The 24,809-nt window shown below is 65.5% G+C and carries 25 protein-coding genes; 16 read left to right on the top strand and 9 right to left on the bottom strand.

Annotated features, from left to right (window positions below):
- Positions 1-94: 94 nt before the first annotated feature.
- From lexA to R3X27_RS04280, 7 genes are all read right to left on the bottom strand, one after another.
- The gene (gene lexA / locus R3X27_RS04310; RefSeq protein ID WP_317707599.1) at positions 95-790 is read right to left on the bottom strand and encodes a transcriptional repressor LexA; all 696 of its coding nucleotides are present in this window, start codon (positions 788-790) and stop codon (positions 95-97) included.
- 80 nt (positions 791-870) lie between these two features.
- Complete coding sequence (gene glp / locus R3X27_RS04305; protein ID WP_317707598.1) at positions 871-2,043, bottom strand: gephyrin-like molybdotransferase Glp; 1,173 nt, start codon at positions 2,041-2,043, stop codon at positions 871-873.
- Entirely contained in the window at positions 2,040-2,516 is a 477-nt protein-coding gene (gene moaC, locus R3X27_RS04300; RefSeq protein WP_317707597.1) for a cyclic pyranopterin monophosphate synthase MoaC, read from the bottom strand. Before moaC ends, glp begins: the two co-directional genes overlap by 4 nt.
- Positions 2,516-3,340: an indole-3-glycerol phosphate synthase TrpC gene (trpC, locus tag R3X27_RS04295; RefSeq protein WP_317707596.1), complete on the bottom strand. Its 825-nt coding sequence runs from the start codon at positions 3,338-3,340 to the stop codon at positions 2,516-2,518. Before trpC ends, moaC begins: the two co-directional genes overlap by 1 nt.
- Positions 3,337-4,008, bottom strand: coding sequence for a uracil-DNA glycosylase (locus tag R3X27_RS04290; RefSeq protein WP_317707595.1), 672 nt, complete (start codon positions 4,006-4,008; stop codon positions 3,337-3,339). The genes trpC and R3X27_RS04290 overlap by 4 nt, the downstream gene beginning before the upstream one ends.
- Positions 4,005-5,024, bottom strand: coding sequence for an anthranilate phosphoribosyltransferase (gene trpD / locus R3X27_RS04285; RefSeq protein ID WP_317707594.1), 1,020 nt, complete (start codon positions 5,022-5,024; stop codon positions 4,005-4,007). Before trpD ends, R3X27_RS04290 begins: the two co-directional genes overlap by 4 nt.
- Positions 5,021-5,602 carry an aminodeoxychorismate/anthranilate synthase component II gene (locus R3X27_RS04280; RefSeq protein ID WP_317707593.1) on the bottom strand — a complete coding sequence of 194 codons (582 nt, stop codon included), beginning with the start codon at positions 5,600-5,602 and terminating at the stop codon, positions 5,021-5,023. Before R3X27_RS04280 ends, trpD begins: the two co-directional genes overlap by 4 nt.
- A 142-nt stretch (positions 5,603-5,744) precedes the next feature.
- Between R3X27_RS04280 and R3X27_RS04275 the strand changes: the two genes are divergently transcribed.
- The 3 genes from R3X27_RS04275 to R3X27_RS04265 all read left to right on the top strand — a co-directional run bounded on the left by R3X27_RS04275 (position 5,745) and on the right by R3X27_RS04265 (position 10,169).
- Positions 5,745-7,847, top strand: a complete 2,103-nt coding sequence (locus tag R3X27_RS04275; RefSeq protein WP_317707592.1) for a divergent polysaccharide deacetylase family protein — start codon at positions 5,745-5,747, stop codon at positions 7,845-7,847.
- Between the two features lie 90 nt (positions 7,848-7,937).
- Positions 7,938-9,350 carry a cardiolipin synthase gene (cls, locus tag R3X27_RS04270; RefSeq protein ID WP_317707591.1) on the top strand — a complete coding sequence of 471 codons (1,413 nt, stop codon included), beginning with the start codon at positions 7,938-7,940 and terminating at the stop codon, positions 9,348-9,350.
- Between the two features lie 12 nt (positions 9,351-9,362).
- Positions 9,363-10,169, top strand: coding sequence for an endonuclease/exonuclease/phosphatase family protein (locus tag R3X27_RS04265; RefSeq protein ID WP_317707590.1), 807 nt, complete (start codon positions 9,363-9,365; stop codon positions 10,167-10,169).
- Between the two features lie 119 nt (positions 10,170-10,288).
- On the opposite strand, the gene R3X27_RS04260 is transcribed toward R3X27_RS04265, so the two are convergent.
- Positions 10,289-10,978, bottom strand: a complete 690-nt coding sequence (locus R3X27_RS04260) for a rhomboid family intramembrane serine protease (protein WP_317707589.1) — start codon at positions 10,976-10,978, stop codon at positions 10,289-10,291.
- A 73-nt stretch (positions 10,979-11,051) separates the two neighbouring features.
- Here R3X27_RS04260 and trpS point away from each other — a divergent pair, with 73 nt between their 5' ends.
- The 6 genes from trpS to R3X27_RS04230 all read left to right on the top strand — a co-directional run bounded on the left by trpS (position 11,052) and on the right by R3X27_RS04230 (position 15,624).
- Positions 11,052-12,077: a tryptophan--tRNA ligase gene (gene trpS, locus R3X27_RS04255; RefSeq protein WP_317707588.1), complete on the top strand. Its 1,026-nt coding sequence runs from the start codon at positions 11,052-11,054 to the stop codon at positions 12,075-12,077.
- 351 nt (positions 12,078-12,428) lie between these two features.
- Entirely contained in the window at positions 12,429-13,292 is an 864-nt protein-coding gene (locus R3X27_RS04250) for a branched-chain amino acid aminotransferase (RefSeq protein ID WP_317707587.1), read from the top strand.
- Between the two features lie 84 nt (positions 13,293-13,376).
- Positions 13,377-13,832 (top strand): universal stress protein, encoded by a 456-nt coding sequence (locus tag R3X27_RS04245; RefSeq protein ID WP_317707586.1) that lies wholly within the window; start codon positions 13,377-13,379, stop codon positions 13,830-13,832.
- 93 nt (positions 13,833-13,925) lie between these two features.
- On the top strand, positions 13,926-14,492 hold the full coding sequence (locus R3X27_RS04240; RefSeq protein WP_317707585.1) for a NifU family protein: 567 nt from the start codon (positions 13,926-13,928) through the stop codon (positions 14,490-14,492).
- Between the two features lie 44 nt (positions 14,493-14,536).
- Complete coding sequence (gene tsaB, locus R3X27_RS04235) at positions 14,537-15,214, top strand: tRNA (adenosine(37)-N6)-threonylcarbamoyltransferase complex dimerization subunit type 1 TsaB (RefSeq protein ID WP_317707584.1); 678 nt, start codon at positions 14,537-14,539, stop codon at positions 15,212-15,214.
- Positions 15,211-15,624 (top strand): GNAT family N-acetyltransferase, encoded by a 414-nt coding sequence (locus R3X27_RS04230; RefSeq protein WP_317707583.1) that lies wholly within the window; start codon positions 15,211-15,213, stop codon positions 15,622-15,624. The genes tsaB and R3X27_RS04230 overlap by 4 nt, the downstream gene beginning before the upstream one ends.
- Before the next feature lie 67 nt (positions 15,625-15,691).
- On the opposite strand, the gene R3X27_RS04225 is transcribed toward R3X27_RS04230, so the two are convergent.
- Entirely contained in the window at positions 15,692-16,123 is a 432-nt protein-coding gene (locus R3X27_RS04225; protein WP_317707582.1) for a glyoxalase superfamily protein, read from the bottom strand.
- A gap of 853 nt (positions 16,124-16,976) precedes the next feature.
- Between R3X27_RS04225 and R3X27_RS04220 the strand changes: the two genes are divergently transcribed.
- The 7 genes from R3X27_RS04220 to R3X27_RS04190 all read left to right on the top strand — a co-directional run bounded on the left by R3X27_RS04220 (position 16,977) and on the right by R3X27_RS04190 (position 24,774).
- Positions 16,977-17,972 (top strand): BMP family ABC transporter substrate-binding protein, encoded by a 996-nt coding sequence (locus tag R3X27_RS04220; protein WP_317707581.1) that lies wholly within the window; start codon positions 16,977-16,979, stop codon positions 17,970-17,972.
- Between the two features lie 130 nt (positions 17,973-18,102).
- Positions 18,103-19,641 carry an ABC transporter ATP-binding protein gene (locus tag R3X27_RS04215; protein ID WP_317707580.1) on the top strand — a complete coding sequence of 513 codons (1,539 nt, stop codon included), beginning with the start codon at positions 18,103-18,105 and terminating at the stop codon, positions 19,639-19,641.
- On the top strand, positions 19,641-20,744 hold the full coding sequence (locus R3X27_RS04210; protein WP_317707579.1) for an ABC transporter permease: 1,104 nt from the start codon (positions 19,641-19,643) through the stop codon (positions 20,742-20,744). Before R3X27_RS04215 ends, R3X27_RS04210 begins: the two co-directional genes overlap by 1 nt.
- Before the next feature lie 3 nt (positions 20,745-20,747).
- A complete protein-coding gene (locus tag R3X27_RS04205) occupies positions 20,748-21,761 on the top strand; it encodes an ABC transporter permease (protein WP_317707578.1) in 1,014 nt (337 codons plus the stop codon).
- 298 nt (positions 21,762-22,059) lie between these two features.
- Complete coding sequence (locus R3X27_RS04200) at positions 22,060-22,974, top strand: sulfite exporter TauE/SafE family protein (RefSeq protein WP_317707577.1); 915 nt, start codon at positions 22,060-22,062, stop codon at positions 22,972-22,974.
- Between the two features lie 97 nt (positions 22,975-23,071).
- Positions 23,072-23,998, top strand: coding sequence for a sulfite exporter TauE/SafE family protein (locus R3X27_RS04195; protein WP_317707576.1), 927 nt, complete (start codon positions 23,072-23,074; stop codon positions 23,996-23,998).
- Entirely contained in the window at positions 23,998-24,774 is a 777-nt protein-coding gene (locus tag R3X27_RS04190; protein ID WP_317707575.1) for a TIGR02186 family protein, read from the top strand. The genes R3X27_RS04195 and R3X27_RS04190 overlap by 1 nt, the downstream gene beginning before the upstream one ends.
- Positions 24,775-24,809 lie beyond the last annotated feature (35 nt).

Below are 24,809 nucleotides of genomic sequence, written 5' to 3'. Positions count from 1 at the left end.
CGCGCGCACGGAACGCGCGCGCCACGCCCGACGGGAGAGGTCGGATCTCCGATCCGGCGGACCCGGCGGGACGCCCCCTCGTCCTGTGTCGCGGTCAGGACAGGTAGGAGCGGATCAAACCGACGAGCCGGCCCTGCACCTTTACCTGATCATCGGGCAGGATACGGGGTTCGTAGGCTGGATTGGCAGCTTCAAGCGCAATCATGCGACCCTTGCGGCGGAAACGCTTCAACGTCGCCTCGTTCGCGTCCACGACCAGCGCAACGACGATATCGCCGTCATCTGCCGTCTTCTGCTCGCGGATCACAACGATGTCGCCGTCGTTGATCCCGGCCTCGATCATCGAGTCGCCCCGGACCTCCAATGCGTAATGCTTGCCGTCGCCGACCATTTGCCCCGGAACAGCCACCGAGTGGCTCACCTGGCTAATCGCCTCGATCGGTACACCGGCCGCGATCCGGCCCATCACCGGCAGCTCCAGCGCATGGATCTGGACCGGCATCGCGCCGCCCGGCGGCGGCGCATCCGGCGCATCGCCTTCGATCACCCTTGGCGTGAAGCCAGTCCCTTGCATCGAGTCCGGCAGCTTCACGATCTCGATCGCGCGCGCCCGATGGGCCAGGCGCCGAATGAAGCCCCGCTCTTCCAACGCCGTGATCAGCCGGTGAATGCCCGATTTCGAGCGCAGGTCCAGCGCGTCCTTCATCTCGTCGAAGGAGGGCGGTACGCCGTCGCGCTGCACCCGCGTGTGAATGAACTCCAATAGATCGAGCTGTTTCTTCGTCAGCATGGCATTCCCTCTCCCGACGCAAATCCGACGTGTTTACGGGATGTTCTGCCAGTGTTCACGTTTTGTGTCAACTGTTCCGCTCAAATCGGGAGGATCGGCACCGAGTCGCCGGCTTTGCGTGGCCCATCGCCCACAGGCCGGACCAGCAGCGCATTGGCGCCCGACAACACGGTGAGCAACGCTGAATCCTGGCGGTCATATGGGGTCACGATACCGGCTTCGACTCGCGCGCGCATGTAGTGCTCCCGGATGCCATTGGCGGCCATGTCGCAGCGCAGGACGGCCTGCGTGCGCGGCGCGGAGCTGGTTCCGAGACCGAGCATCGCCCGCAGCATCGGCAAAACGAAGATATGGCCACAAACCATTGCCGAGACAGGGTTTCCCGGCAACCCCACCATCGCCGCCCGGTTCAGCCGACCCGCCATCAGTGGCTTGCCCGGCCGCATTGCGACCTTGTAGAATGCGCGCTCCATACCGAGATCGCCGGCAACCTTGCCGACGAGATCATGGTCGCCCACGGAGGCCCCGCCAATCGTGACCACGAGGTCGGCGCCTTCGGCCAGCGCGAAGGCCATGCGCAGGCTCGCCTCGGTGTCCCGCGCGATGGGCAACATCCGAGCCTCGGCACCAGCCGCCTGGAACATCGCCTTCAACCCGAAGGAGTTCGAGGCCACGATCTGGTCGTCTCGCGGCTCTTCGCCCGGCATGACCAGCTCATCCCCCGTTGCCAGCAACGCCACGACAGGCCGCCGCCGCACCACGAGTGCCGGCACGTTCATCGCCGCGGCCAGCGCAACATCGCTCGGTGTCAGCAGGCGCGGCGCCTCGATCCGGTCGCCGGGACGGAAATCGCCGCCGGCGGGACGGATATTGTCATTATGTGCATCGGCGTCGGCAATCGTGATCGTGTCGCCATCTCGCGTGACATTCTCCTGGATCACGACGAAATCCGCGCCCTGTGGCACCACGGCGCCTGTAAAGATCCGCAACGCCTCACCGGGCCCGATGGCCCCGTCAAACGCCCGCCCGGCCGGTGCCTCGCCGATGACCCGCAGCTGTACACCCTGCGCCAGATCCGCAGCCCGGATCGCATAGCCATCCATCGCAGAGGCCGCGAAAGGCGGTTGCATACGCAATGCCACGACCGGCTCTGCGAGAACCCGCCCCGCGGCCTCCTGAAGCGGCACGACTTCCGTCGCCAGCGGCGTGGCGAGGGACAGCACCTTCTCCAGCGCTTCAGAAACCGGGATCATTCGGTCACCTCGTAGCGCCCGGATTTGCCGCCATCCTTGAGCGCGACCCGCACGCCGCCGATCTCCATGCTCTTCTCGACCGCTTTCAGCATATCATAAACCGTCAGCGCCGCCGTCGAGACCGCCGTCAACGCCTCCATCTCGACACCTGTCTGGCCGGTCGTCTTCACCGTCGCCGAGATCCGCACGCCGGGCAGGTCCGCATCCGTCTCAAGCTCGACCGACACCTTGGTTATCGGCAGCGGATGGCAGAGCGGGACCAGCTCGGAGCATTTCTTCGCCCCCATGATCCCCGCCAGCCGCGCGATCCCGAGCACGTCGCCCTTCTTGGCCGAGCCGGCCTCGACATGGGCCAGCGTCTCCGGAAGCATCTTCACGAAGCCTTCCGCCACGGCGACCCGCGCCGTCACGGCCTTCTCGGACACATCGACCATATGGGCCTGGCCTGCTCCGTCGAAATGGGTGAGCGCCATCACATGCCCCCGCCATGGGCGGCGGTCAGCGGGTTGGCCAACAGCTCCCGCGTGGCGGCTTCGACATCGTCCTTCCGCATCAGGCTTTCGCCGATCAGGAAGCAACGCGCGCCATACATGGCCAGTTCCGCCAGCTCTTTCGGACCGGTCAACCCACTCTCGGAGACGATCAGCTTGTCCTCCGGAATATGCTTGATCAGCCCGCGTGTGGTATCGAGCGAGGTGACGAACGTGTTCAGGTCGCGGTTGTTGATGCCGATCAAGCGGGACTTCAGACCCACCGCGCGGTCCAGCTCTTCGCGGTTATGCACCTCGATCAGCGCATCCATCCCCCACTCGGCGGCGGCGGCTTCCAGCTCTTCGGCCTGCGCGTCCGAGACCGAAGCCATGATGATCAGGATGCAATCGGCCCCAAGTGCGCGCGCTTCGGCGACCTGGTAAGTGTCATACATGAAGTCCTTGCGCAGTACGGGCAGCGAGACCGCCTCCCGTGCGGCCACGAGAAACGGGTCATCGCCCTGGAAAGACGGGCCGTCTGTCAGCACGCTGAGACAGGTCGCCCCGCCGCGCTCATAAGCCTGCGCCAGTTCGGGCGGGTTGAAATCTTCGCGGATCAACCCCTTGGACGGGCTGGCTTTCTTGACCTCGGCGATCAGCCCGTACCCGGTCTGGATCGACTTGGCGAGCGCGTCGGCGAAGGGTCGCAGCGGCGGGGCCGACTTGGCGGCGGCTTCGACCTCTTCCAGCGGGCGCGCGTCCTTGCACGCTGCGATATGGTCCAGTTTATAGGCCTTGATGTTTTCGAGAATGGTCGGGGTGCTCATGGGGCGGCCTCCGGGCGGGTCCAGTTGATCGGGGTCTGACCGCGCGCGCGCAGCCAGTCATTCGTTCGGGAGAAGGGCTTGGAGCCAAAGAACCCCCGGCGCGCGGAGAGCGGCGAGGGGTGGGCGGTCTCGATCCTGAGATGATCGGTGCCGGTGACGGATTTTGCAGCCGCCGCCTGCGCGGGCTTGCCCCAAAGCAGGAAGGCGTGCGGGGTCTCGGAGAGCCTGGCGAGGATCTGCGCGGTCAGCGCCTGCCAGCCAAGCTTCGCATGCCCGCCGGCGGCACCCGCTGGCACGGTCAGCACGGAGTTCAGAAGCAACACGCCCTGGCGGGCCCAAAAACGCAAATCCGCAGTCTCCGGCGCGTCTCCAAGATCCTCTCGCATCTCCTTGTAGATATTTCCCAAAGAGCGGGGAAGGGGGCGTACATCCGCCTCCGCCGAGAAGGCCAGCCCATGGGCGTGGCCCGGCGTCGGATAGGGGTCCTGCCCGAGGATAACCACGCGCACATCCTCCGGCTGGGTCAGCTCCAGCGCGGCAAAGACCTGCCCGGGCGCAGGCAACACCTGTCGCTCCTCGCGCGCAAGCGCGGCTTCGATGCCGGGCAGCGTGTCGGCAAAGAAGGGCAGGGCGCTCCAGGCGCCGATATGCGAGGTCTCAAGCGTCATCCGGCCTCGGAGGTCAGTTTCGCGAGCGCGGAGATCTTGGCCTTGGCGGCCCCGCTGTCGATGGAGGCGCGAGCAAGCTCGACCCCCTGCGGCAGATCCGCAGCCTTGCCCGCCACGACCAGCGCTGCCGCCGTATTGAGCAGGACGGCGTCGCGATAGGCACCTTCCGCACCGTCGAGCAGGGCGGAAAAGGCACGTCCGTTCTCTTCCGGCGTTCCGCCGAGAATCGCCTCGAACGGGTGGACCGGCAGGCCGGCATCCTCCGGCGAGATCTCGCGATCCGTTACCGTTCCGTCCTTCAGCTCGGCGACCCAGCTCGGCCCGGCGATGGACAGCTCGTCCGTCCCGTCGGAGCCGTGGACCAGCCAGGCGGCGTCGGAGCCGAGCGATTGCAATGTCTCGGCCATCGGCCGGATCAGGTCCTTCGAGAAGGCGCCGGTGAGCTGGCGCTTCACGCCGGCCGGGTTGGTCAGCGGCCCGAGGATGTTGAAGATCGTCCGCGTGCCGAGCTCGGCGCGCGTGGGCATCACGTGGCGCATCGCCGGGTGGTGCATCGGCGCCATCATGAAGGCGATGCCGACCTCTTCCAGCGCGGCCTGCACCACTTCGGCGCCGACCATCACGTTGATTCCCATCTGCCCGAGCGCATCCGCCGCGCCGGATTTCGAGGACAGGTTCCGGTTTCCATGCTTGGCCACCGGCACGCCCGCGCCGGCCACGACAAAGGCGGTCGCGGTCGAGATATTGAGCGTCCCCTTGCCGTCACCGCCCGTGCCGACGATGTCCATCGCGCCCGCCGGTGCGGTCACGGCGTTGCATTTGGCGCGCATCACCCGCGCAGCGGCGGCGATCTCGCCCACCGTCTCGCCACGCGTGCGCAGCGCCATCAAGAAGCCGCCAACTTGGGATGGGGTGGCCTCGCCCTCGAACAGCGCGTCAAAGGCCGCTTCCGCTTCCTCTGTGGTGAGCGGGCGGTCCGCGGCGAGCCCGATCAGGGGTTTGAGAGTGTCGCTCATGCCGGCACCTTCATCATGTCCAGGAAATTGCGCAGCATCCGGTGCCCGTGTTCGGAGCGGATGCTTTCGGGGTGAAATTGCACGCCCTCGATAGGGAGCGTCTTGTGACGCAGGCCCATGATTGTGCCGTCCTCGAGCCAGGCCGAGATCTCAAGACAGTCCGGCAGGCTCTCGCGTTCGACGACGAGCGAGTGATAGCGCGTCGCTTCGAAAGGCCCGTCAATGCCGGAAAAGACGCCGCGCCCGTCATGATGGATCTGGCCCATCTTGCCATGCACGATCTCGTGGCAGCGGATCACCTTGCCGCCAAATGCTTCGCCGATGGTCTGGTGCCCGAGGCAGACGCCGAGCAGCGGCGTGCCGGCCTCCGCGGCGGCCTTGGCCAGCGGCAGGCAGATCCCGGCGCTCGCCGGATCGCAGGGCCCGGGCGACAGCACGATTCCCTCCGCCCCCAGCCCCATCGCCGCCTGCACGTCCAGCGCATCGTTCCGCCAGACCTCTACATCGGCTCCCAGCTCGCCAATGTAATGGACGAGGTTGTAGGTAAAGCTGTCATAGTTGTCGATCAGGAGAAGCATGTGCATGGTCCGAAGCAATAGGGGGTGAACCGCCGAACGGGTCGGGCTATACATGCTCAGAGGCATTCGCCGGGGTCAAGGTCAAGGCTCGCCCGAATGGGCACCCGAGGCGGAAGCACAACGAAAACAACAGGGGTAAGGCATGGGACGTGGTATCCTGTCGGGCCTGATCTGGGGCAGTATCATATCGGTCGCCGTGCTTGGCACCGTTTCACAATTGACACCTTTGCCGGTGCCGGTCGCCGAGGCGACGGGCGGGGACGCAACGGCGGATGTGCCGACGCGACCCGAGGCCGAGGCGGCGTCGCAAGAGGTCGCGAAAGCACCGGCTGAGCCCGTGCAGGCTGAGGTCGCTCAACAAGACGCGCAGTCGGCAAATCCGGACAAAGCTGCGCCGGTTTCACCGCTGATGGAGAGCCCTGAAGCCGAAACAGTGCCGGAACCTGCCGCCGATCCTGACGGTTCAGAGACGGCCCGCTCCGTCGAAACGGCCTCGGGCGGGGTCGAATTGCCGGCCGGCTCCGAGTTCCGCAAGGCGCTGCCCGAGACGGAGGCCGCGCTGCCCGGCAGCGCCGGCGCGCCGATGGCGAGCCACGCGCCGATGGCGCCGCCGCCTGAAGCCGAGGATGGCGGTGCAGCGCTCGCGCTCGATCCCGCGCCCCGTCCCGCCACGCCGGGCATGTCCGTGACCGCCCCTGCCGCGCCCAACGCCCAAGTCAGCGACAGCGCTGCCCTGGCGATCCCGCCCGAGCTGTCCACGACGCCGGACGCGCCCGCCATACCCGCGCCCAAGGCCGTCGATTCCGGCGACAGCGCGCCTGCTACGGCGCTGTCCAAGGGGTTCCCGCCGCCCACACGTCCCGAAACCGTCGCGCCGGAAGATATCGCCGCCGCCGCAACCGCGCTGGAGCAGATCGATACCAGCGCGCCGGAAGCACGCGTCTCGCCGGAAGCGGCCGAGGCCGCCGCGACGGCAATGGCCGAGACCGTTACCGCCGGTGGTGCCGATGCGGCCGACCGCGTGTCCAGCGAGACAGCGCCAGCAGCCGAGGCCGAGAGCCTTTCCGGCCTGTCCTCGCAGGCCGGGGAACCTGCCCCGGTGCCGGTGCCGGATGTGGCCGCGGTCGAAGAAGCTGCGACAACGCAAGCCACCCCTGCCGAGGCAACGCTTGAAGGCGCGCAGGATGCGGTCTCGGCGGACGCCCCGCCCGAGGTCAGTGACCTCGCGCCACGCGTCCCGCCGGTTCCGGTGCCGACAGGGAGCGCGGAGGCCGTGACGGGCTCGACCGAGAGCACCCCTGCCGTCTCTCCCGCGCCCGAGGCCACGGAATCCGCCGCGCCGGCTGACCCCGCCCAGACAGCAGAAGCCGACCGTTTGAACGGAACGGAACTGGCCTCGGCGCCGACCACCGGTCTTGCCGCGCGGGTACGCCCGCTGACGGAGCGGACCGGCTCCAGCGCGCGTCTGCCGCAGGTCGGTGCCGCGGCGCCAGAGGCTGCGGAGGCCGCTGTGGACGCAGTGGACACGGCGGATGCCGAAATCGACGCCGAGGCGGCGGATGCACCGCGCCTCGACGCGCTGGTCCGCAATGCCCGTCCCTTCGAAAACCCTGACGGCAAACCGCTCTTTTCGGTGATCCTGATCGATGATGGCACGGGCGCGATCGACCGCGCGGTGCTTGGCACCTTCACCTTCCCGGTGAGTTTCGCCATCGATCCGACACGGCCGGAGGCGCGGGTCGCGGCAGAGGAACTGTCCGCAGCCGGGTTCGAGATCGTGGCGCTGGCCACCGGCCTGCCCGACGGGGCAACGCCGGGCGATGTCGAAACCACGCTCGAATCGCACCTGGCGCAACTGCCGCAGGCGGTCGCGGTGATGGATCTCGCCGAGAATGGTCTGGCCGGACGCCGACAGCTCGCCCAACAGGCGCTGACTTTCGCCGCCCGGGACGGCCATGGCGTTCTCGGCTGGTCGGGGGGGCTCGGCCCGCTGGAAGCCGCAGCACGCAAGGGCGACGCGCCGGTGGCACTGGTCTACCGCGCGCTGGACAATCAGGATGAGCGCAGCCCGACCATCCGGCGCTATCTCGACCGCGCGGCGTTCAAGGCGGCGCAGGACGGATCGGTGATCATGGTTGGCCGGGCCCGGCTGGAAACGGTGACGGCCCTGTTCGAATGGGCGCTTGGCGGCAAATCCGGCCAGGTCGCGCTTGCCCCGGTCTCGGCGGTATTGCGGCAGCGCTAAGGCGGCGGCGCCAAGCTGGAGGCTTGCATCGCCCCCTGCGCCCGGGAACAATCGAACTGTCCGGAGGGATCCGGACGGGAGGAACCAGACATGTGGGTCACGATCTCTGCCGCCGCCTATGTCCTTCTGGAGGGGGTTGCGATCTATTTTTCCTATCGCGCCGTTGCCAAGGCCCGGACCCCGCAGGGCTCCATCGCCTGGGTCGTTTTCCTGATATCGACACCCTGGTTCGCGGTTCCGGCCTTTCTCTTCTTTGGCCATACCCGCTTTCGCGGCTACGTGATCGCACGGCGCGATTCCGAGGAGGTGATCAAGGGGGTCGAGACCTATTCCAAGGCGCATCCGGCCAACGGAACCGGCGCGCCCTTCGGGTTTGACTCCTTCGAGGCCATCGCGAACCTCCCGGTTGTGGGCGGCAATGGGTTCGAGCTGCTGATCGACGGGGCTCGGACCTTCGATGCCATCTTCGAGGCGATCGACATGGCCGAACGCTATGTGTTGGTGCAGTTCTACATCATCCATGACGACCGGCTCGGACAGGATTTCGCTGAACGGCTCAAGGCGGCCGCCGAGCGTGGGGTCATGGTGCGGCTGCTCTTTGATTCCGTTGGCTCGGCAAAGCTCCCGCAGGCATATCTGGACGAGCTGCGCGACGCCGGGGTCGAGGTGGTCAATGCCCATGCGCTCTACGGTCCGCGCCACCGTTTCCAGGTCAATTTCCGCAATCACCGCAAGACGGTGGTCGTGGACGGTCAGGTCGGCTTCATCGGCGGGTTCAATGTCGGCGACGAATACCTGGGCCGCGACGCCGCCTTCGGCGCCTGGCGCGACACGCATTGCCGCCTGACCGGCCCGGTGGTGATGCAGCTCCAGCTCGTCTTTGCCGAGGACTGGCACTGGGCAACGCAGACACTACTGCTTTCCAGGCTCGACTGGGAACCCGAACCGTCGGAGCAGGATATGGACGCGCTGGTCGTCGCCACCGGTCCGGGCGACATGCTGGAGACCGGCTCGCTCTATTTCTGTGCCTGCATCACCCGAGCGATGGAGCGGATCTGGATCGCCTCGCCCTATTTCGTTCCGGATGTGGATATCCTCACGGCGCTGAAACTGGCGGCCCTGCGCGGGGTCGACGTGCGTATCCTTGTGCCGGAGGTGATCGACCACCGGCTTCCCTGGCTCGCCGCCTTCGCCTATTTCGACGAGGTCCGTTCTGCGGGCGTGCGGGTCTGGCGCTATGATGCCGGCTTCATGCATCAAAAGGTCGTGTTGGTGGATGACGAGATTGCCTCTGTTGGCACCACCAACATGGATAATCGGTCCTGCCGGCTTAATTTCGAGGCAACGGTGCTGGTGTTCGACCCGCGCGCGGCGGAGGCGGTCAAGGAGATGCTGGAAGACGATTTCGCCCGTGCTTATCTACTTGAGACGGATCTCAACGCGCAGCCCTGGCAGCGCCGCGTCGGCGCGCCCTTCGCGCGGCTGTTGGCGCCCATTCTTTAGAGAGGAGACCCGATGCGACAGGGCCTGCGGCTGGCCAGCTACAATATCCAGAAGGCGGTGGGGGTCGATTTCCGCCGCGATCCAAGTCGAATCGTTGATGTCATCAACGGGCTCGGAGCGGATGTCGTGGCATTGCAGGAGGTCGACAAACGGCTGGGCGAGCGGCCCTCGGTGCTCTGTCGCGAGATGATCGAGTCGGAGACGGATTTTCGCATCGCGCCACTGGCACAGAACGATGTCAGCCTTGGCTGGCATGGCAACGCGGTGTTGGTCCGGCGCGATCACGCGATCCTGGCCACTGGCCATATCGACCTGCCGGGGCTCGAGCCGCGCGGGGCGGTGCGGGTGGACGTGGCAACGCCGGACGGGCCGCTGGCGCTGGTTGGTGCGCATCTCGGCCTCGTGCGCCATTTCCGCCGTCTGCAACTGGAGACCATCCGGGGTCATCTGGATGACGCGCCGGAGCGCACGGTGCTGCTCGGGGATTTCAACGAATGGTCCGAGGATCGCGGGCTCGAACCGTTGGCGGCTGCTTATTCTGTGGTCTGCCCGGGCAAGTCCTTCCACGCCGCGCGCCCGATCGCGTCGCTTGACAGGTTCGCGCTCGGCCGCGAAGTGTCGCTGTCCGATGCCGGGGTTGAGGAGGGAACGCTGGCCAGCCGCGCCTCGGACCACCTGCCGGTCTGGGCCGATGTCACGCTGGCGCCAGCCGAACCAGGGATGCCGGTGCTGCCGACCTATGAGAGCAGCGTTGCGCTGGTCATGGGATCACAGGAATGGTGGGACACGTTTCGCGGCGGTCAGGGTGGTCCGAATTGACCTTGCTGGTCTTCGCGCGCCGCAGGCTGCGGACAGAACTGTAGGGCAAGGGGCAGATCGCGCAGGAGGGCAGGGGGCATCCGTGCTTTCCTCTGCGCCGACCCGTCCCAAGCCAGTGCCTATCTCTGTCGCATTGTCCGGACCAGCGCGCCCCAACCGCCCGGTTGCAGCACGGCCGAGAGCAGGAAGCCGGTCATGAATCCGGCCAGTTCCGCCACCCAATCCTTGTTGGCCCCGAAGATCAGCCCGAAGAGTAGCTGAATCCCCATCAGGAACCCGATCAGCCGGAAAGCCTGCATCTGGTTCTGCCCGTTCTGCCCGTACCCGACCCAGAGGATGAAGGTGAACGCGCCAATCAGCCCGTAGGCCCCCGTATAACCGCCATAGAGCGGCTGGCCCGTGTTCAGAAGCAAGCCATAGGCCAGCGCGCCGACAATGCCCGAGGCCAGGAAGATGACCAGCACTGTCCATTGCCGGAAGGTTTCTCCGACCATCTTGCCGAGCGCCAGCACGAAGACGCAGACCATGATCATATGCGTGAAGGAGGCGTGCACGAAGAGATAGGTGACGAAGCGCTTGAGATGCTCCATCGGCCAGCGTCCTGTTTCTATCATCCAGCGAAAGATCTCGCCGGAGAAGGCGTAGTCCTGGATGGCGAAGATGCGCCAGTCGGCGCCGCCGCGCGTGCCGCCGATCAGCCCTGACTTGGACAGGTAGAAGAGCAGCTCGACCCCGAAGAGCACCGCCACGAGGGCGACCACCACGGGCGGGATCGAGTTGAACGGACTATCATGTGGCTCGGCCTTCATGGCTGCCTCCGGTTGACGCGATATGCGCGCATGGGTAAGCGGTTGCCGGCGGAATATCCAGCCGGAGAAACCAATGTCCGATCTTTCGAAGTTCACCCCGCGCGTCTTTTCCGGGATCAAGCCCTCTGGCGGGCTGACCTTGGGCAACTATCTTGGTGCGATAAAGCGCTTCGTGGACTGGCAGGAGGCCGGCAGCCACGAGACGATCTATTGCGTCGTCGATATGCACGCGATCACCGTCTGGCAGGACCCGGCCGAGCTGCATGCTGCCACGCGCGAAGTGGCCGCCGGTTTTCTCGCCTCGGGCATCGACCCGACCAAGTCGATCCTGTTCAACCAGAGCCAGGTCTCGGCCCATACCGAGCTGGCCTGGATCTTCAACTGCGTCGCGCGGGTCGGCTGGATGAACCGCATGACCCAGTTCAAGGACAAGGCCGGGACCAATGCCGAGAAGGCGAGCCTCGGCCTCTATGCCTATCCGGCACTGATGGCCGCTGACATCCTGATCTATCACGCGACCCATGTTCCGGTGGGCGAGGACCAGAAGCAGCATGTCGAGCTGACCCGCGACATCGCGCAGAAGTTCAACCATGACTACAAGGTGGACTTCTTCCCCGAGACCGCCCCGGTGATCGAGGGGCCGGCGACGCGGGTGATGAACCTGCGCGACGGGACCAAGAAGATGTCCAAGTCCGGCGAGAGCGACATGGAACGCATCAACATGACCGATGATGCGGCCACGATCGCCAAGAAGTTCAAGAAGGCCAAGACCGATCCCGAGCCGCTGCCCGAGACGCTGGAGGGGCTTGCGGGCCGGCCGGAAGCCAAGAACCTTGTCGACATCTATGCCGGGCTGTCCGGTCAGACGGACGAGCAGGTCATCGCCGAATATGCGGGCGCCGGCTGGGGCCGGTTCAAGCCGGCGCTGGCGGATCTGGCGGTGGAGAAGATGGCGCCGATCTCGGAAGAGATGTCGCGGCTGATGGCCGATCCGGCAGAGATCGACCGCATCCTGGCCCATGGCGCCGAGCAGGCGCGCGAGATCGCCGAGCCGATCCTGAGCGAGGCGTTCCGGATCGTCGGGCTCGTCGGCCGCTGAGGCATAGCCGCGGCTGCCGGAGGGCCCAAGAGCTGAAACGGAGCTTTGATTGGCACGGAATCAAGCCGAAGGCGCCGTGCCAGCGCCTGCCCGTCCCGGCGGGCTGGCGCTTTGTCATCCGCGCCCAATGGATTGGACGTTTCCGGGTTTGGCCGGAATAAAGTGCCGATCACAATCGTTTCAGCGCCATCCCAAGGGCAGGCGCAGGCACGGCTACCGTTGCGCGCGCAGCGAAGGTCCGCTCCGTCCGCGTTTTGTCCCCAGCCCATGTTCCCATGCCGCACCCCACGGGTCTGGACGCTTCCACCGCAGGCTCCTAGTGTCGCGCCGGCTGAGAGAAAGGAATTCCCGATGGCGGTGGGCATCAATATCCGAACCTATTTCGATGGCGCCTGGCACGAGGGCGACGTCCCGATCATGCGCGCGGCCGATCACGGCTCCTGGCTGGGGACAACCGTCTTCGACGGCGCGCGCTATTTCGATGGCGTTGCCCCGGACCTTCAGGCCCATTGCGCCCGCATCAACCGCTCCGCCGAAGCGCTGATGATCACCCCGACCGTGTCGACCGAAGACATGGTCGAGATCGTCCGCGAGGGGCTCAAGGCCTATGCACCCGCTGAAGCCGTCTACATTCGGCCGATGTATTGGGGACTCGATGGTGGCGCCTCCGGGGTGCTTCCCAAGCAGGGCAGCACCGGCTTCGCCATCTGTCTCGAACAGATCCCGATGCAGGAGGCCGGTGCCTCCACCACGCTGACCCGGACCCGCTTCCGCCGCCCGACACTCGAGTCTTCGGTCTGCAACGCCAAGGCCGGCTGCCTCTACCCCAACAATGCCCGCATGCTCGCCGAGGCCCATGCCAAGGGCTTTGGCAATGCGCTGGTCGCTGACGCAATGGGCAATGTCGCCGAGACCGCCACCGCCAATGCCTTCATGGTCAAGGATGGCACCGTCTTCACCCCCATCGCCAATGGCACCTTCCTGGCCGGCATCACCCGCTCCCGCCATATGACCAACCTGCGCGCGGATGGCTACGAAGTGATCGAGAAGGTCCTGACCTTCAAGGAATTCGAGGAGGCGGACGAAGTCTTCCTCTCCGGGAACATGACCAAGGTCACCCCGGTCACCGCCTTCGACGACGTCTCCTACCAGGTCGGTCCGGTCACGCGGCGCGCCAGAGAGCTTTACTGGGACTGGGCGCTGTCGGAAGCCTGACCCGCTTTCTCTTGCTCCACCCCGCGCCCGGGGGCAGACTGCGCAAGCCGGTCCCCGCAGGGGCTGGCAAGAGGAGGGAACCGAATGCGCAAGTTTCTCGTCGTTCTGGATGACAGCCGCGAATGCCTGAACGCCATGCGTTTCGCCGCCATGCGGGCGTCCAATACCGGCGGCGGGGTCGAGATCCTCTCGATCATCGCGCCTGAGGAGTTCAACCACTGGATCGGTGTCGGCGACATCATGCGCGCCGAAGCCCGCGAGCGCATCGAGGCGCATTTCAACGTTTTCGCCAAGTGGATGCATGACCGCCAGGGCATCGACCCACATCTGGTTATCCGCGAGGGCGAGCCGCTGCCCGAGCTGCTCACCCAGATCCGCGAAGACAAGGAGATCGGCGTTCTTGTGCTGGGTGCCGCCACCGGCAAAGGCGGCCCCGGGCCGCTCATCACCCAGCTCTCCAAGAGCGCCGGAACCCTGCCGATCCCGCTGACTATCGTGCCCGGCGGGCTCTCCAAGGACCAGCTCGAAGCGATTACCTGAGCCGGCGGTGACCAGTTTAGAATGATTCCAAGATATTGACTCCCCCCGGTGAAGGGCGCATATACACACGACCCTGCCAGAGAGGCCCATCCGATGTTCATCCAGACCGAAAACACGCCGAACCCGGCCACCCTCAAGTTCCTGCCCGGCCAGACCGTCCTCGAGACCGGCACCGCCGATTTCCCGAGCGCGGAGACGGCGGGAACGTCGCCGCTTGCAAGCCGGATCTTCGCGGTGAACGGCGTGGCGGGCGTCTTTTTCGGCAATGATTTTGTCACCGTGACCAAGGCGGATGCAGTCGAGTGGGAACATGTGAAGCCCGCGATCCTCGGCGCCATCATGGAGCATTTCCAGTCCGGCCAGCCCGCCATTGCCGATGGCAGCGATGCCGGTGCCGGCGGGCATGCCGAGCATGACGGCGAGGATGCCGATATCGTCAACCAGATCAAGGAGCTGCTGGACACACGCGTGCGTCCGGCGGTGGCCCAGGATGGCGGCGACATCACCTTCCACGGCTTCGACCGCGGCGTCGTATATCTCCACATGCAGGGCGCCTGCGCCGGCTGCCCCTCCTCAACGCTGACGCTGAAGATGGGCATCGAGAACCTGCTGCGGCATTACATTCCGGAAGTGCTCGAAGTTCGCCCCGTCGCCGTCTGAGCGACGCCGACACTCCAGGAGGTCAGCCCGGATCGATCCGCCACATGACGCATCCCACCCTCCTTGCCTTTGACACCTCTGGTCCGCATTGCGCCGCCGCCCTGATCCGGGGCGGCGAAATTCTTGCCGAGGCCCTCGAGCCAATGGCGCGCGGGCAGGCCGAGGCGCTCTTCCCACTGCTCGAGGCGATGCTCGAACAAAACGCCCTGACATGGAATGATCTCGACGCGATCGCGGTCGGCATCGGTCCGGGCAATTTCACCGGTATACGGATCTCTGTCGCCGCCGCGCGCGGCCTTGCGCTGTCGCTTGGCATCCCCGCGATCGGCGTGTCGAATTTCGAGATCATGGCCGCGGCCCATGCAGAGGGCGGGAATTGCCTCGCACTCCTCTCCGCGCCGCGCGACCGGGTCTATGTCCAGCAGCTGACAGAGGGCACAGCCGCCACTGCCCCGGAACTCATGGATCCTGCCGACCTCGCGTCCTACCCGGACTTGCCAAGGGGTGGAGCTGTCATCGGCCCTTGTGCCGAGGAGATCGCCCGCCAAACCGGTGGCACCGCCCATCCCGCCGATCTGGAACAGATCGGCCCGCGTCTCGCCCGCATCGCGGCGGCTCGCATGAGCCGCCCCGGCTTTGCGCCCGAACGCCCCTCGCCGCTCTATGTGCGCCCGGCCGATGCCGCCCCGCCATCGGACCCGCCCCCGGTAATCCTGCCGTGAGTCCGGCAGATCTCGCCGCCCTGCACGCCGCCTGTTTCGAGACCCCGCGCCCCTGGACAGAGGGCGAGTTCACCGACCTGCTCGACATGCAGGGCGTTTTTCTCTGTACGCGCCCGGACGGCTTCGCCCTTGGCCGGATGTTGCTCGACGAGTGCGAATTGCTCACTCTCGCCGTCGCCCCATCCGCGCGTCGAGCCGGCTCCGGACGCGCCTTGCTCTCCGAATTCGAGGCCCATGCCCGCGCGGAAGGGGCCATCACCGCGTTGCTCGAGGTCAGTGCCGACAACGCCCCCGCCCGCGCCCTGTACGACTCGCAGGGCTACAGCGAGGCTGGACGCCGCAACAGCTATTACCGGGCCCCGGACGGCCGCCGGATTGACGCCTTGATCCTGACGCGCCATCTCGGCTGACACCCACGGCGCGCGTCCTCCGCCGAGCCATTGGCCCGGCGGATCGACCCGCGACCCGAGCCTGGGATCATGGCAGCACCCGTTCGACACTCAGGTGCGGCGTGCCGTCTGATGTCTTGCGGTGGCTGCGCCTGTCCATGTCGAGCGTGCCGCGAATGCGGTGGCGCCAGTTCGAGAAGCTCTCGAACCGGACAGTGTCGACCGGCTGGTCAAGCTTTATCTCCACATGGCGATGCGCTTCGGAGCCGGACAGGCCGACGATCTCGCCGCAATAGGCCTGACCGAGATATTGCCCTTTTACCCGGACGCCGAGGGCGAGCTCGGGCGCGGTATTTCGCTGTGTGAGCCGGGCGTGCAGGGTGTTCCAGTCGCGCGCGCCATGTTGCCGGGCGATGAGTTCAAGCGCCTGCGCATGGCTGACCTGTGTGCCAGCCTGTTCCAGAGCCTGCCGGAGTGCCTTGGCCTGTGCCTTGGCGTTTTCGAGTGTTGGCTGGGTCATGCGACCTCCCAAACGTGCAATGCTGCCGGGAGAGCGCCCGACGCGCGGAATTGAATGATGATTTTGGACGCCAGCGCAGGCCTCTGCGCCGCCCGCCGCTTTCCCGCGCCCACAAACAGGCGCAACGCCGACCGTAGCCTGGCGCCCGAATGACCTTCGACACTGATATCGTCCCGGACGGTTCCCTGGCCGCTCATCGACGGAGCAAACGGTCCCGGTGGGACATTGGACAGGGATACCCGCCCGGCCAACCCGGTCGGATGGAAGTATTCTACAAAAATGGCAGCGCGTCTGACAGACATCGCTCACTCCTCCAAAGAGGCATCTCGTATTGGGAGGGGGCCTGCATTACCCACCTGCGAAATGCTTCGAGGGTGAGGTATCTTCATATTCCGGGCTTCACCGTGACTCGCGTCCGCAGGCGGCAGGTGCCCGGCACCTTGGCGCTTCGATACGAAGAAATCCTTCGCAAGGCAACCCATCGCGGCCAACACCCCCAGCGTCCGCCGATTCGGCGGACGCCTCGGGACGCTCCGAGCGATTGGCCGACCTGTCAAAAGGTAAGACCTCCCGCATCATGGCGCCGGTGTGATCAGGATCGGGTCAGAGACAGGCGGACCGCCGCACCCATAGTTCGGTTTTTCCCAAGGAATCGAGAATTCGCTTTAGACAAAAGAGCGCACAACCCGTGCACCGCGCCTAAATGCGCCACTGCCACAGATAAAATCGGTTGACCCCCCCGGCAGGCTGCGGCCTTATTCCCTTCGTGATCCGAAACGAGATCTATCTCGCAAGACGCGAGCAGGGCCGCTCCGGCCCGCTGCCAAAAACTGACCCAATCGGGAGACAATTCATGACCATCATGCGGAGCATCCTCGGCGCAGCCGCCACTCTGGCCCTCACCGCCGGTGCGACCCTCGCCGACCCCGCGATCATTTTCGATCTCGGCGGCAAGTTCGACAAGTCGTTCAACGAATCCGCCTATAACGGCGCCAAGCGCTGGGCCGATTCCACCGGCGGCACCTTCAAGGAAATGGAGATGCAGTCCGAGGCGCAGCGCGAGCAGGCCCTGCGCCGTCTCGCCGAATCCGGCGCCAACCCTGTTGTCATGACCGGCTTCGCCTTCGGCAACGTGCTCAACGAGGTCGCTCCCGACTACCCCGACACCTCCTTCGCCATCGTCGACATGGTCGTCGACCAGCCGAATGTGCGCTCCGTGGTCTTCTCCGAGCATGAAGGCTCCTTCCTCGTCGGCATGCTGGCCGCCAACGCCTCCAAATCCGGCACTGTCGGCTTTGTGGGTGGCATGGACATCCCGCTGATCCGGAAATTCGCCTGCGGCTACGCCCAGGGCGTCAAGGCCGTGAACCCCGACGCGACCGTCATCTCCAACATGACCGGCACCACGCCGGCTGCCTGGAATGACCCGGTCAAGGGCTCCGAGCTGACCAAGGCCCAGATCTCCCAGGGCGCCGACGTGGTCTTCGCCGCTGCCGGCGGCACCGGCGTTGGCGTGCTGCAAGCTGCGGTTGATGGCGGCATCCTGTCCGTCGGCGTGGACAGCAACCAGAACCACCTGCACCCGGGCAAGGTCCTGACCTCGATGGTCAAGCGCGTGGACAACGCGGTCGAGAAGGCCTTCTCCGACGGTCCCGGCTTCGAGACCGGCGTGATGGTCATGGGTGTTTCCAATGACGGCGTGGGCTTCGCGATGGACGAAAACAACGGTCCGATCGTTGACGCCAACTGGAAAGCCGCTGCCGACGAGGCCGCTGCCAAGATCGCGTCCGGCGAGCTGTCCGTACATGACTACATGTCGGACGACACCTGCCCGGCGCTCGAATTCTAAGTCGCTGACGGCAAACCAGATGCGGGACCCGGCAAGGGTCCCGCTTTCTTAATCCAGGTCGAAAGACAGCCCCCTTCCAGCCCATCAAGGGGGAGCGAAGGCAGACGCATCTGCCGGGTGGAGTAGCACAATGGGTGACCAAGCTCCCGCGATTGAATTGCGTGGAATTTCGAAGGCCTTCGGTCCGGTCCAGGCAAACAAGGATATTTCGCTCTCGGTGGCCAAGGGCGCGATCCATGGCATCATCGGCGAGAACGGCGCGGGAAAGTCGACCCTGATGTCGATCCTCTACGGCTTCTACAAGGCCGATCGGGGCGAGATCCTGATCAACGGACAGGAAACCCAGATCCCCGACAGCCAGGCCGCGATCGCCGCCGGCATCGGAATGGTCTTCCAGCATTTCAAGCTGGTCGAGAACTTCACCGTTCTCGAAAACGTGGTCCTCGGCGCCGAAGAGGGCGCGCTGCTGCGCACGACAATGTCGAATGCGCGAAAGCACCTGACCGAGATCGCCGAAGAATACGAGATGGATGTGGACCCGGACGCCGTGATCGAGGAGATCGGCGTCGGCATGCAGCAGCGGGTCGAGATCCTCAAATCGCTCTATCGCGAAGCAGAAATCCTGATCCTCGACGAGCCCACCGGCGTGCTGACGCCGGCAGAGGCCGACCACCTCTTCCGCATCCTCCGGGGCCTGCGCGACGAGGGCAAGACGATCATCCTGATCACCCACAAGCTGCGCGAGATCATGGATGTGACCGACACGGTCTCCGTGATGCGGCGCGGTGAGATGACCGCCACCGTCAAGACCGCCGAGACCTCGCCCGAGGCGCTGGCCGAGTTGATGGTCGGCCGCAAGGTGCTGCTCAGGGTGGACAAGAAACCGGCCCAGCCGGGCAGGACAGTCCTCAAGGTGGACAATCTCAAGGTTGTCGATGACGACAAGGTCGAGCGCCTCAAGGGCATCAGCCTGGAGGTCCGCGCCGGCGAGATCCTCGGCATTGCCGGCGTCTCCGGCAATGGCCAGTCCGAGCTCCTGCGGGTGCTCGGCGGGATCGAGCGGGCAACCGGCCAGGTCGAAATCAACGGCCAGCAGATCGACCTGACGGGGCGGCATTCCGACGGCCGCTCGCGCCGCGAACGCGGCATCGCCCATGTGCCCGAAGACCGACAGCGCGCCGGCCTGATCATGGATTTCGCCGCCTGGGAGAACATCGTCTTCGGCTATCAATGGGACCCGACCTATAACAATGGCTGGCTGATGGACAATGCCGGTATCCGCGAGGAGACCGAGGGCAAGATGGAGCGGTTCGATGTCCGTCCGCCCCATGCCCACCTGGAGGCGAAGAGCTTCTCGGGCGGCAACCAGCAGAAGCTGGTGCTGGCCCGCGAGATCGAGCGCAACCCGGACCTGCTGCTGGTCGGGCAGCCGACCCGCGGCGTCGATATCGGTGCCATCGAGTTCATCCACCAGCGGATTGTCGACCTGCGCGATGCCGGCAAGGCGATCCTTCTGGTCTCGGTGGAGCTGGACGAGATCATGGGCCTTTCGGACCGGATCGCCGTCATGTTCGACGGCAAGATCATGGGCGAACGCCTTCCGGGCGAAACGAATGAAGGCGAGCTTGGCCTGCTGATGGCGGGCGTGACGAACGGGGGGAGCGCCTGATGGACGCGATGCCGAAATGGGCCGACATGCTGCTGGTGCCGCTGATCTCGCTGCTGCTGGCAATGGTGATCTCCGCGCTGGTGATCCTGGGGATCGGCGAAGACCCCTGGGCGGCGCTCAAGCTGATGGTGCAGGGCTCCTTTGGCTCGACCTATGGCTGGGGCTACACGCTGTTCTACGCCACCAATTTCATCTTCACCGGGCTGGCCTTTGCCGTGGCTTCTCATGCCGCGATGTTCAATATCGGCTCCGAGGGGCAGGCGACGCTCGGGGGGCTGGGCGTCGCGCTGGTCTGCCTGGCGCTGCCCTGGCCGCACTGGACGGTGGCGCTTGTTGCGGCGATGGCGGGGGGCGCGCTTTTCGGGGCCGCCTGGGCCTTCCTGCCAGCTTGGCTGGCCGCCCGGCGCGGCAGCCATATCGTTATCACCACCATCATGTTCAACTTCATCGGCCTTGCCGTGCTGAACTACATGCTGGTCAACGTGATGCGCCCAGAGGGCTCGATGGACCCGGCCTCGGCCAAGTTCCCCGACAGCACCAACCTGCCTTCGTTGCATGACATCCTTGCCCTTGTCGGCATCCCGTTCTCGAAAACGGCTCCGGCCAATGTCGCCTTCCTGGTGGCGCTGGTGGCCTGCGTGCTGGTCTGGCTGCTGCTCTGGCGGACGCGGTTCGGCTTCGAGCTGCGCGCCTTCGGCAAGTCCGAATCGGCGGCGGTCTATGCCGGCATCTCGCCCACCAAGATCATCGTCGTCGCGATGCTGATCTCCGGCGGGCTCTCCGGGCTGATGGCCGTCAACAACGTGATGGGCGAGGCCGAACGGCTGGTGCTCAACTCGGTCGAGGGGGCCGGCTTCATCGGCATCGCCGTGGCGCTGATGGGGCGCAATCACCCGCTCGGGGTGCTGCTCGCCGCGATCCTGTTCGGCTTCCTCTACCAGGGCGGGGCGGAGCTGGCGCTCTGGACCTCGATCCCGCGCGAGCTGATCGTGGTCATCCAGGGCCTCGTCATCCTCTTCACCGGTGCGCTCGACAACATGGTGCGCATGCCGATCGAACGTTTCTTCCTGTGGCGACGCCGCAACGCGCAGGCGGGGGAATAAGACATGGATACCTTCTCCACCCTCATCCAGGTCCTCGACTCGACCCTGCGCCTGGCCACGCCGCTGCTGCTGGCCTGTCTCGCCGGGCTCTTCTCGGAACGCTCGGGCATTTTCGATATCGGGCTGGAAGCCAAGATGCTGGTTTCGGCCTTTTTCTCCGCTGCCTTTGCCTATACGACCGGCTCGGTCTGGATCGGGCTGATGGCCGGGGTCGCGGCCTCGATCGTCTTTGCCGGTATCCACGGCATCGCCTCGATCACCTTCCGTGGCAACCAGCTGATCTCGGGCGTGGCGCTCAACTTCCTCGCCTCCGGCATGACGGTTCTGATCGCCCAGAGCTGGTTCCACCAGGGCGGGCGCACGCCCTCGCTGATGGGCGGGGCGCGGTTCGAAGGGGTCGAGCTGCCCTTCGCCATCGGTCCGACCGAAGCCGCCGAGACCGGGCGGCCGCTCAACCCGCTGATCGCCGAGGCCGGACCGCTCCAGCAGCTCTACTCGGAGCTGATCTCGGGGCATTCGATCCTCGTCTATATCGCGCTTCTGGCCGTGCCCGCGACCTGGTGGGTGCTCTACCGGACCCGGTTCGGCCTGCGCCTGCGCGCCGTGGGCGAAAATCCCGCCGCGGTCGACACCGCTGGTATCTCCGTGGTCGGGCTGCGGTATTCCTCGATGATCATCGTGGGTGTGCTGTGCGGCCTCGCCGGTGCCTACCTAGCCACCGGCCTCCAGGCCGGCTTCGTCAAGGACATGACGGCGGGGCGGGGCTATATCGCGCTGGCCGCGCTGATCTTCGCCAAGTGGCGGCCCTGGCACGCGCTTGGCGCCTGCCTGCTCTTCGGGTTGCTGCAGGCGCTGGCGCTGCGGACCGACGTGGTCGAGGCGCTCTTCCCGTTCAAGATGCCGGTGCAACTTCTCGACAGCATGCCCTACATCCTGACGGTGGTCATCCTCGCCGGCTTCGTCGGCAAGGCGATCCCGCCGCGCGCGGGCGGGCAGCCTTATGTGAAGGAGCGCTGAGTCGGGCAACCGGCCAGCTTCACCGCAGGGTAAACTGGAAGACACGGGGACGGCAGTCACAGGCTGCCGTCCCTTTCATTTCTCTGCGGTCGCCAAACGCGGGTGACTATACTGCGCCGAGCCAATCGCGCATGCTCGGACTGATTGCCGATCAGCCCGATGGCAAAACGAAGCCGTTATGGCTAACAGCGAATTCCCGGAGTGTCCGCAGCCAGACCGGCACGCCTTGCAGATCCGTCTAAGCTGCACTGCAAATACGGCTATTGTGACAGGGGGATGGCGGGTCTAAGCCGCGCCCATGCAGATCTACCTCCCGATTGCTGGAATCTCCCTCGACATCTTCCTGCTGCTCGGGCTTGGCGGGCTCGTCGGGCTGCTCTCGGGCATATTCGGGGTCGGCGGGGGGTTCCTGCTGACACCGCTGCTGTTCTTCGTCGGCGTCCCGCCAGCGGTTGCTGTCGCGACAAGCGCCAACCAGATCATGGCCTCCTCCGTCTCCGCAGTGTTGAACCACCTGCGCCGCCGAACCGTGGATATCCGGATGGGACTGGTCCTGCAGGCTGGCGGGTTGGTGGGCGCCGTGCTTGGCATGTTTCTGTTCAACGAGCTCAAATCGCTTGGGCAGATCGATCTGGTGATCAATCTCTCCTATATCGCGCTGCTCGGCACCGTGGGCAGCCTGATGTTTGTCGAGGCGCTCGCCGCGTTGAGGCGATCCCGGCGCAACGAAGCGCCGCCTGCGCGTCGGCGTGACCGCAACTGGGTCCACACATGGCCAATGAAACGGCGGTTCCGCGCCTCCGGCCTCTATATCTCCGTCATCCCGCCGGTGCTGGTCGGTATCGTCATCGGCCTGCTCTCCGCGATCATGGGAATCGGCGGCGGTTTCATACTGGTGCCGGCGATGATCTACGTCCTTGGCATGCCGACCAAAGTCGTCATCGGCACGTCACTCTTCCAGATCATCCTCGTCTCCGGCGCCACGGCCCTGATGCATGCCGTAACCAACCACACGGTCGATGTGCTGCTCGCAACGGTGCTGTTGGTCGGTGGGGTGACCGGCGCGCAGCTCGGTTCGGTGCTCGGGTCGCGGCTGAAGGCCGAGCAGCTCCGGTTTCTGCTCGCAGCGCTTGTGCTCGCTGTCTGCCTCAAGCTCGGACTGGATCTCGTCCTGCCTCCCGCCGAATCCTATTCGCTCGGTGCCGCCGCATGAGCGCCCGATGGGACCCTGCCGCCACGCCGCGCTGGATTCGTCCTGCTGCGCCGGATCTGCGTTGCCCCTGGCGAGACGAAACGTCTAGGGTTGAGCCATGCAGATCTACCTCCCCATTGCAGAAATCTCCGTCAATGCCTTCCTGCTGCTCGGACTGGGCGGCATGGTGGGAATCCTGTCGGGCATGTTCGGTGTCGGCGGCGGCTTCCTGATGACGCCGCTGCTGATGTTCATCGGGATCCCGCCGGCCGTTGCCGTGGCCACGGAAGCCAACCAGATCGTCGCTTCTTCCTTTTCCGGTGTGCTGGCGCATCTGCGACGAAAAACGGTGGATTTTCGAATGGGGATCGTGCTGCAGATCGGCGGCCTGATCGGCGCCGGGATCGGCGTCATCGTCTTCAACTTCCTGAAATCGCTGGGCCAGGTCGACCTGCTCATCACGCTGAGCTATGTCGTTTTCCTCGGCGTTGTCGGCGGGCTGATGTTCATCGAGTCGCTCGGTGCCCTGCGCCGCGCCCGCTCGGCAGAGGCCGCTCCGCCACCGAAACGGCGTCATCGCGGTTGGGTTCAGGCCTTGCCCTTCAAGATGCGCTTCCGGGCGTCCGGGCTCTATATCTCCGTGATCCCGCCGATCCTCGTCGGTATTTGCGTTGGCATCCTCGCCGCGATCATGGGCGTGGGCGGCGGCTTCATCATGGTCCCGGCAATGATCTACATTCTCGGCATGCCGACCAAGGTCGTCGTTGGCACCTCGCTCTTCCAGATCATCGTCGTCACCGCCTTCACCACGCTGATGCACGCCACGACCAACCATACGGTCGACATGGCGCTGGCGGTGCTGCTGCTTGTCGGCGGCGTGATCGGCGCCCAGATCGGCACCCAGATCGGCACCAAGCTCAAGGCTGAGCAGCTCCGCGTGTTGCTGGCCGGGCTGGTCCTCCTGGTTTGCGGGAAACTGGCGCTGGACCTGCTGTTGGAGCCCTCCGAACTCTTTTCGCTCGGCGCGTCGGGAGGGCATTCCTGATGCGTCTCATCGCCCTGCTTCTCAGCTTCTGGACCCTCGTCCTGCCTGCCGCGGCGCAAGAGATCGTCGCTGATCTGAGCCAGAGCCGGGTTGCCATCACCGCCAGTTTCTCGGGATCCGAGATCCTCGTCTTCGGGGCGGTGCGCCATGTGCAGGGCGCCGCCGACTTCGATCCCGCCAATCCCGAGATCGACGTGATCATCACCGTCTCCGGCCCGTTGGAGGCGGTGACCGTGCGCAAGAAAGCCCGCAAGGCCGGGATCTGGATCAATGCCGAGGCGCTGGAGGTCGATGCCGCACCTGCGCTTTACAAGGTGGCCTCCTCGCTGGCGCTGAGCGACATTCTCAGCGAGTCCGAGGACCGTCGCCACCACATCTCGATTCCCCATGCAATCCGCGAGATCGGCGGCGTGAACGAGGTTGGCGATGCCGAGGCCTTCACCGAGGCGCTGATCCGTATCCGGACCGAAGACGGCCTATATGAAGAAATGCCCTATGAGGTTCAGCTCCAGAAACAGACTCTGTTCCGGACCGACTTCAAGCTGCCTTCAAATCTCGTCGAAGGTATCTACACGGTCCGCATCTTCCTGACGCGCGACAAGCAGGTGGTGTCGCAATACACCCGTGTCCTGAATGTTCGGAAGGTCGGGATCGAGCGCTGGATCTACAATCTCGCGCAGGATCATGCGCTGATTTACGGCATCCTGTCGCTGGCCATCGCCATTGCAGCGGGCTGGGGCGCGTCTGCCGCTTTCCGCTACGCTCGCGGCTCCTGATCCGGGAGCGGCAGCAATCGGCGCGCAGACAGGAA

Source organism: Tropicimonas sp. TH_r6 (genome assembly GCF_033101155.1).
Classification (GTDB): Bacteria; Pseudomonadota; Alphaproteobacteria; order Rhodobacterales; family Rhodobacteraceae; genus Tropicimonas.
Note: the sequence above shows the minus strand (reverse complement) of the source record. Positions and strands in the feature narration are given on the sequence as shown.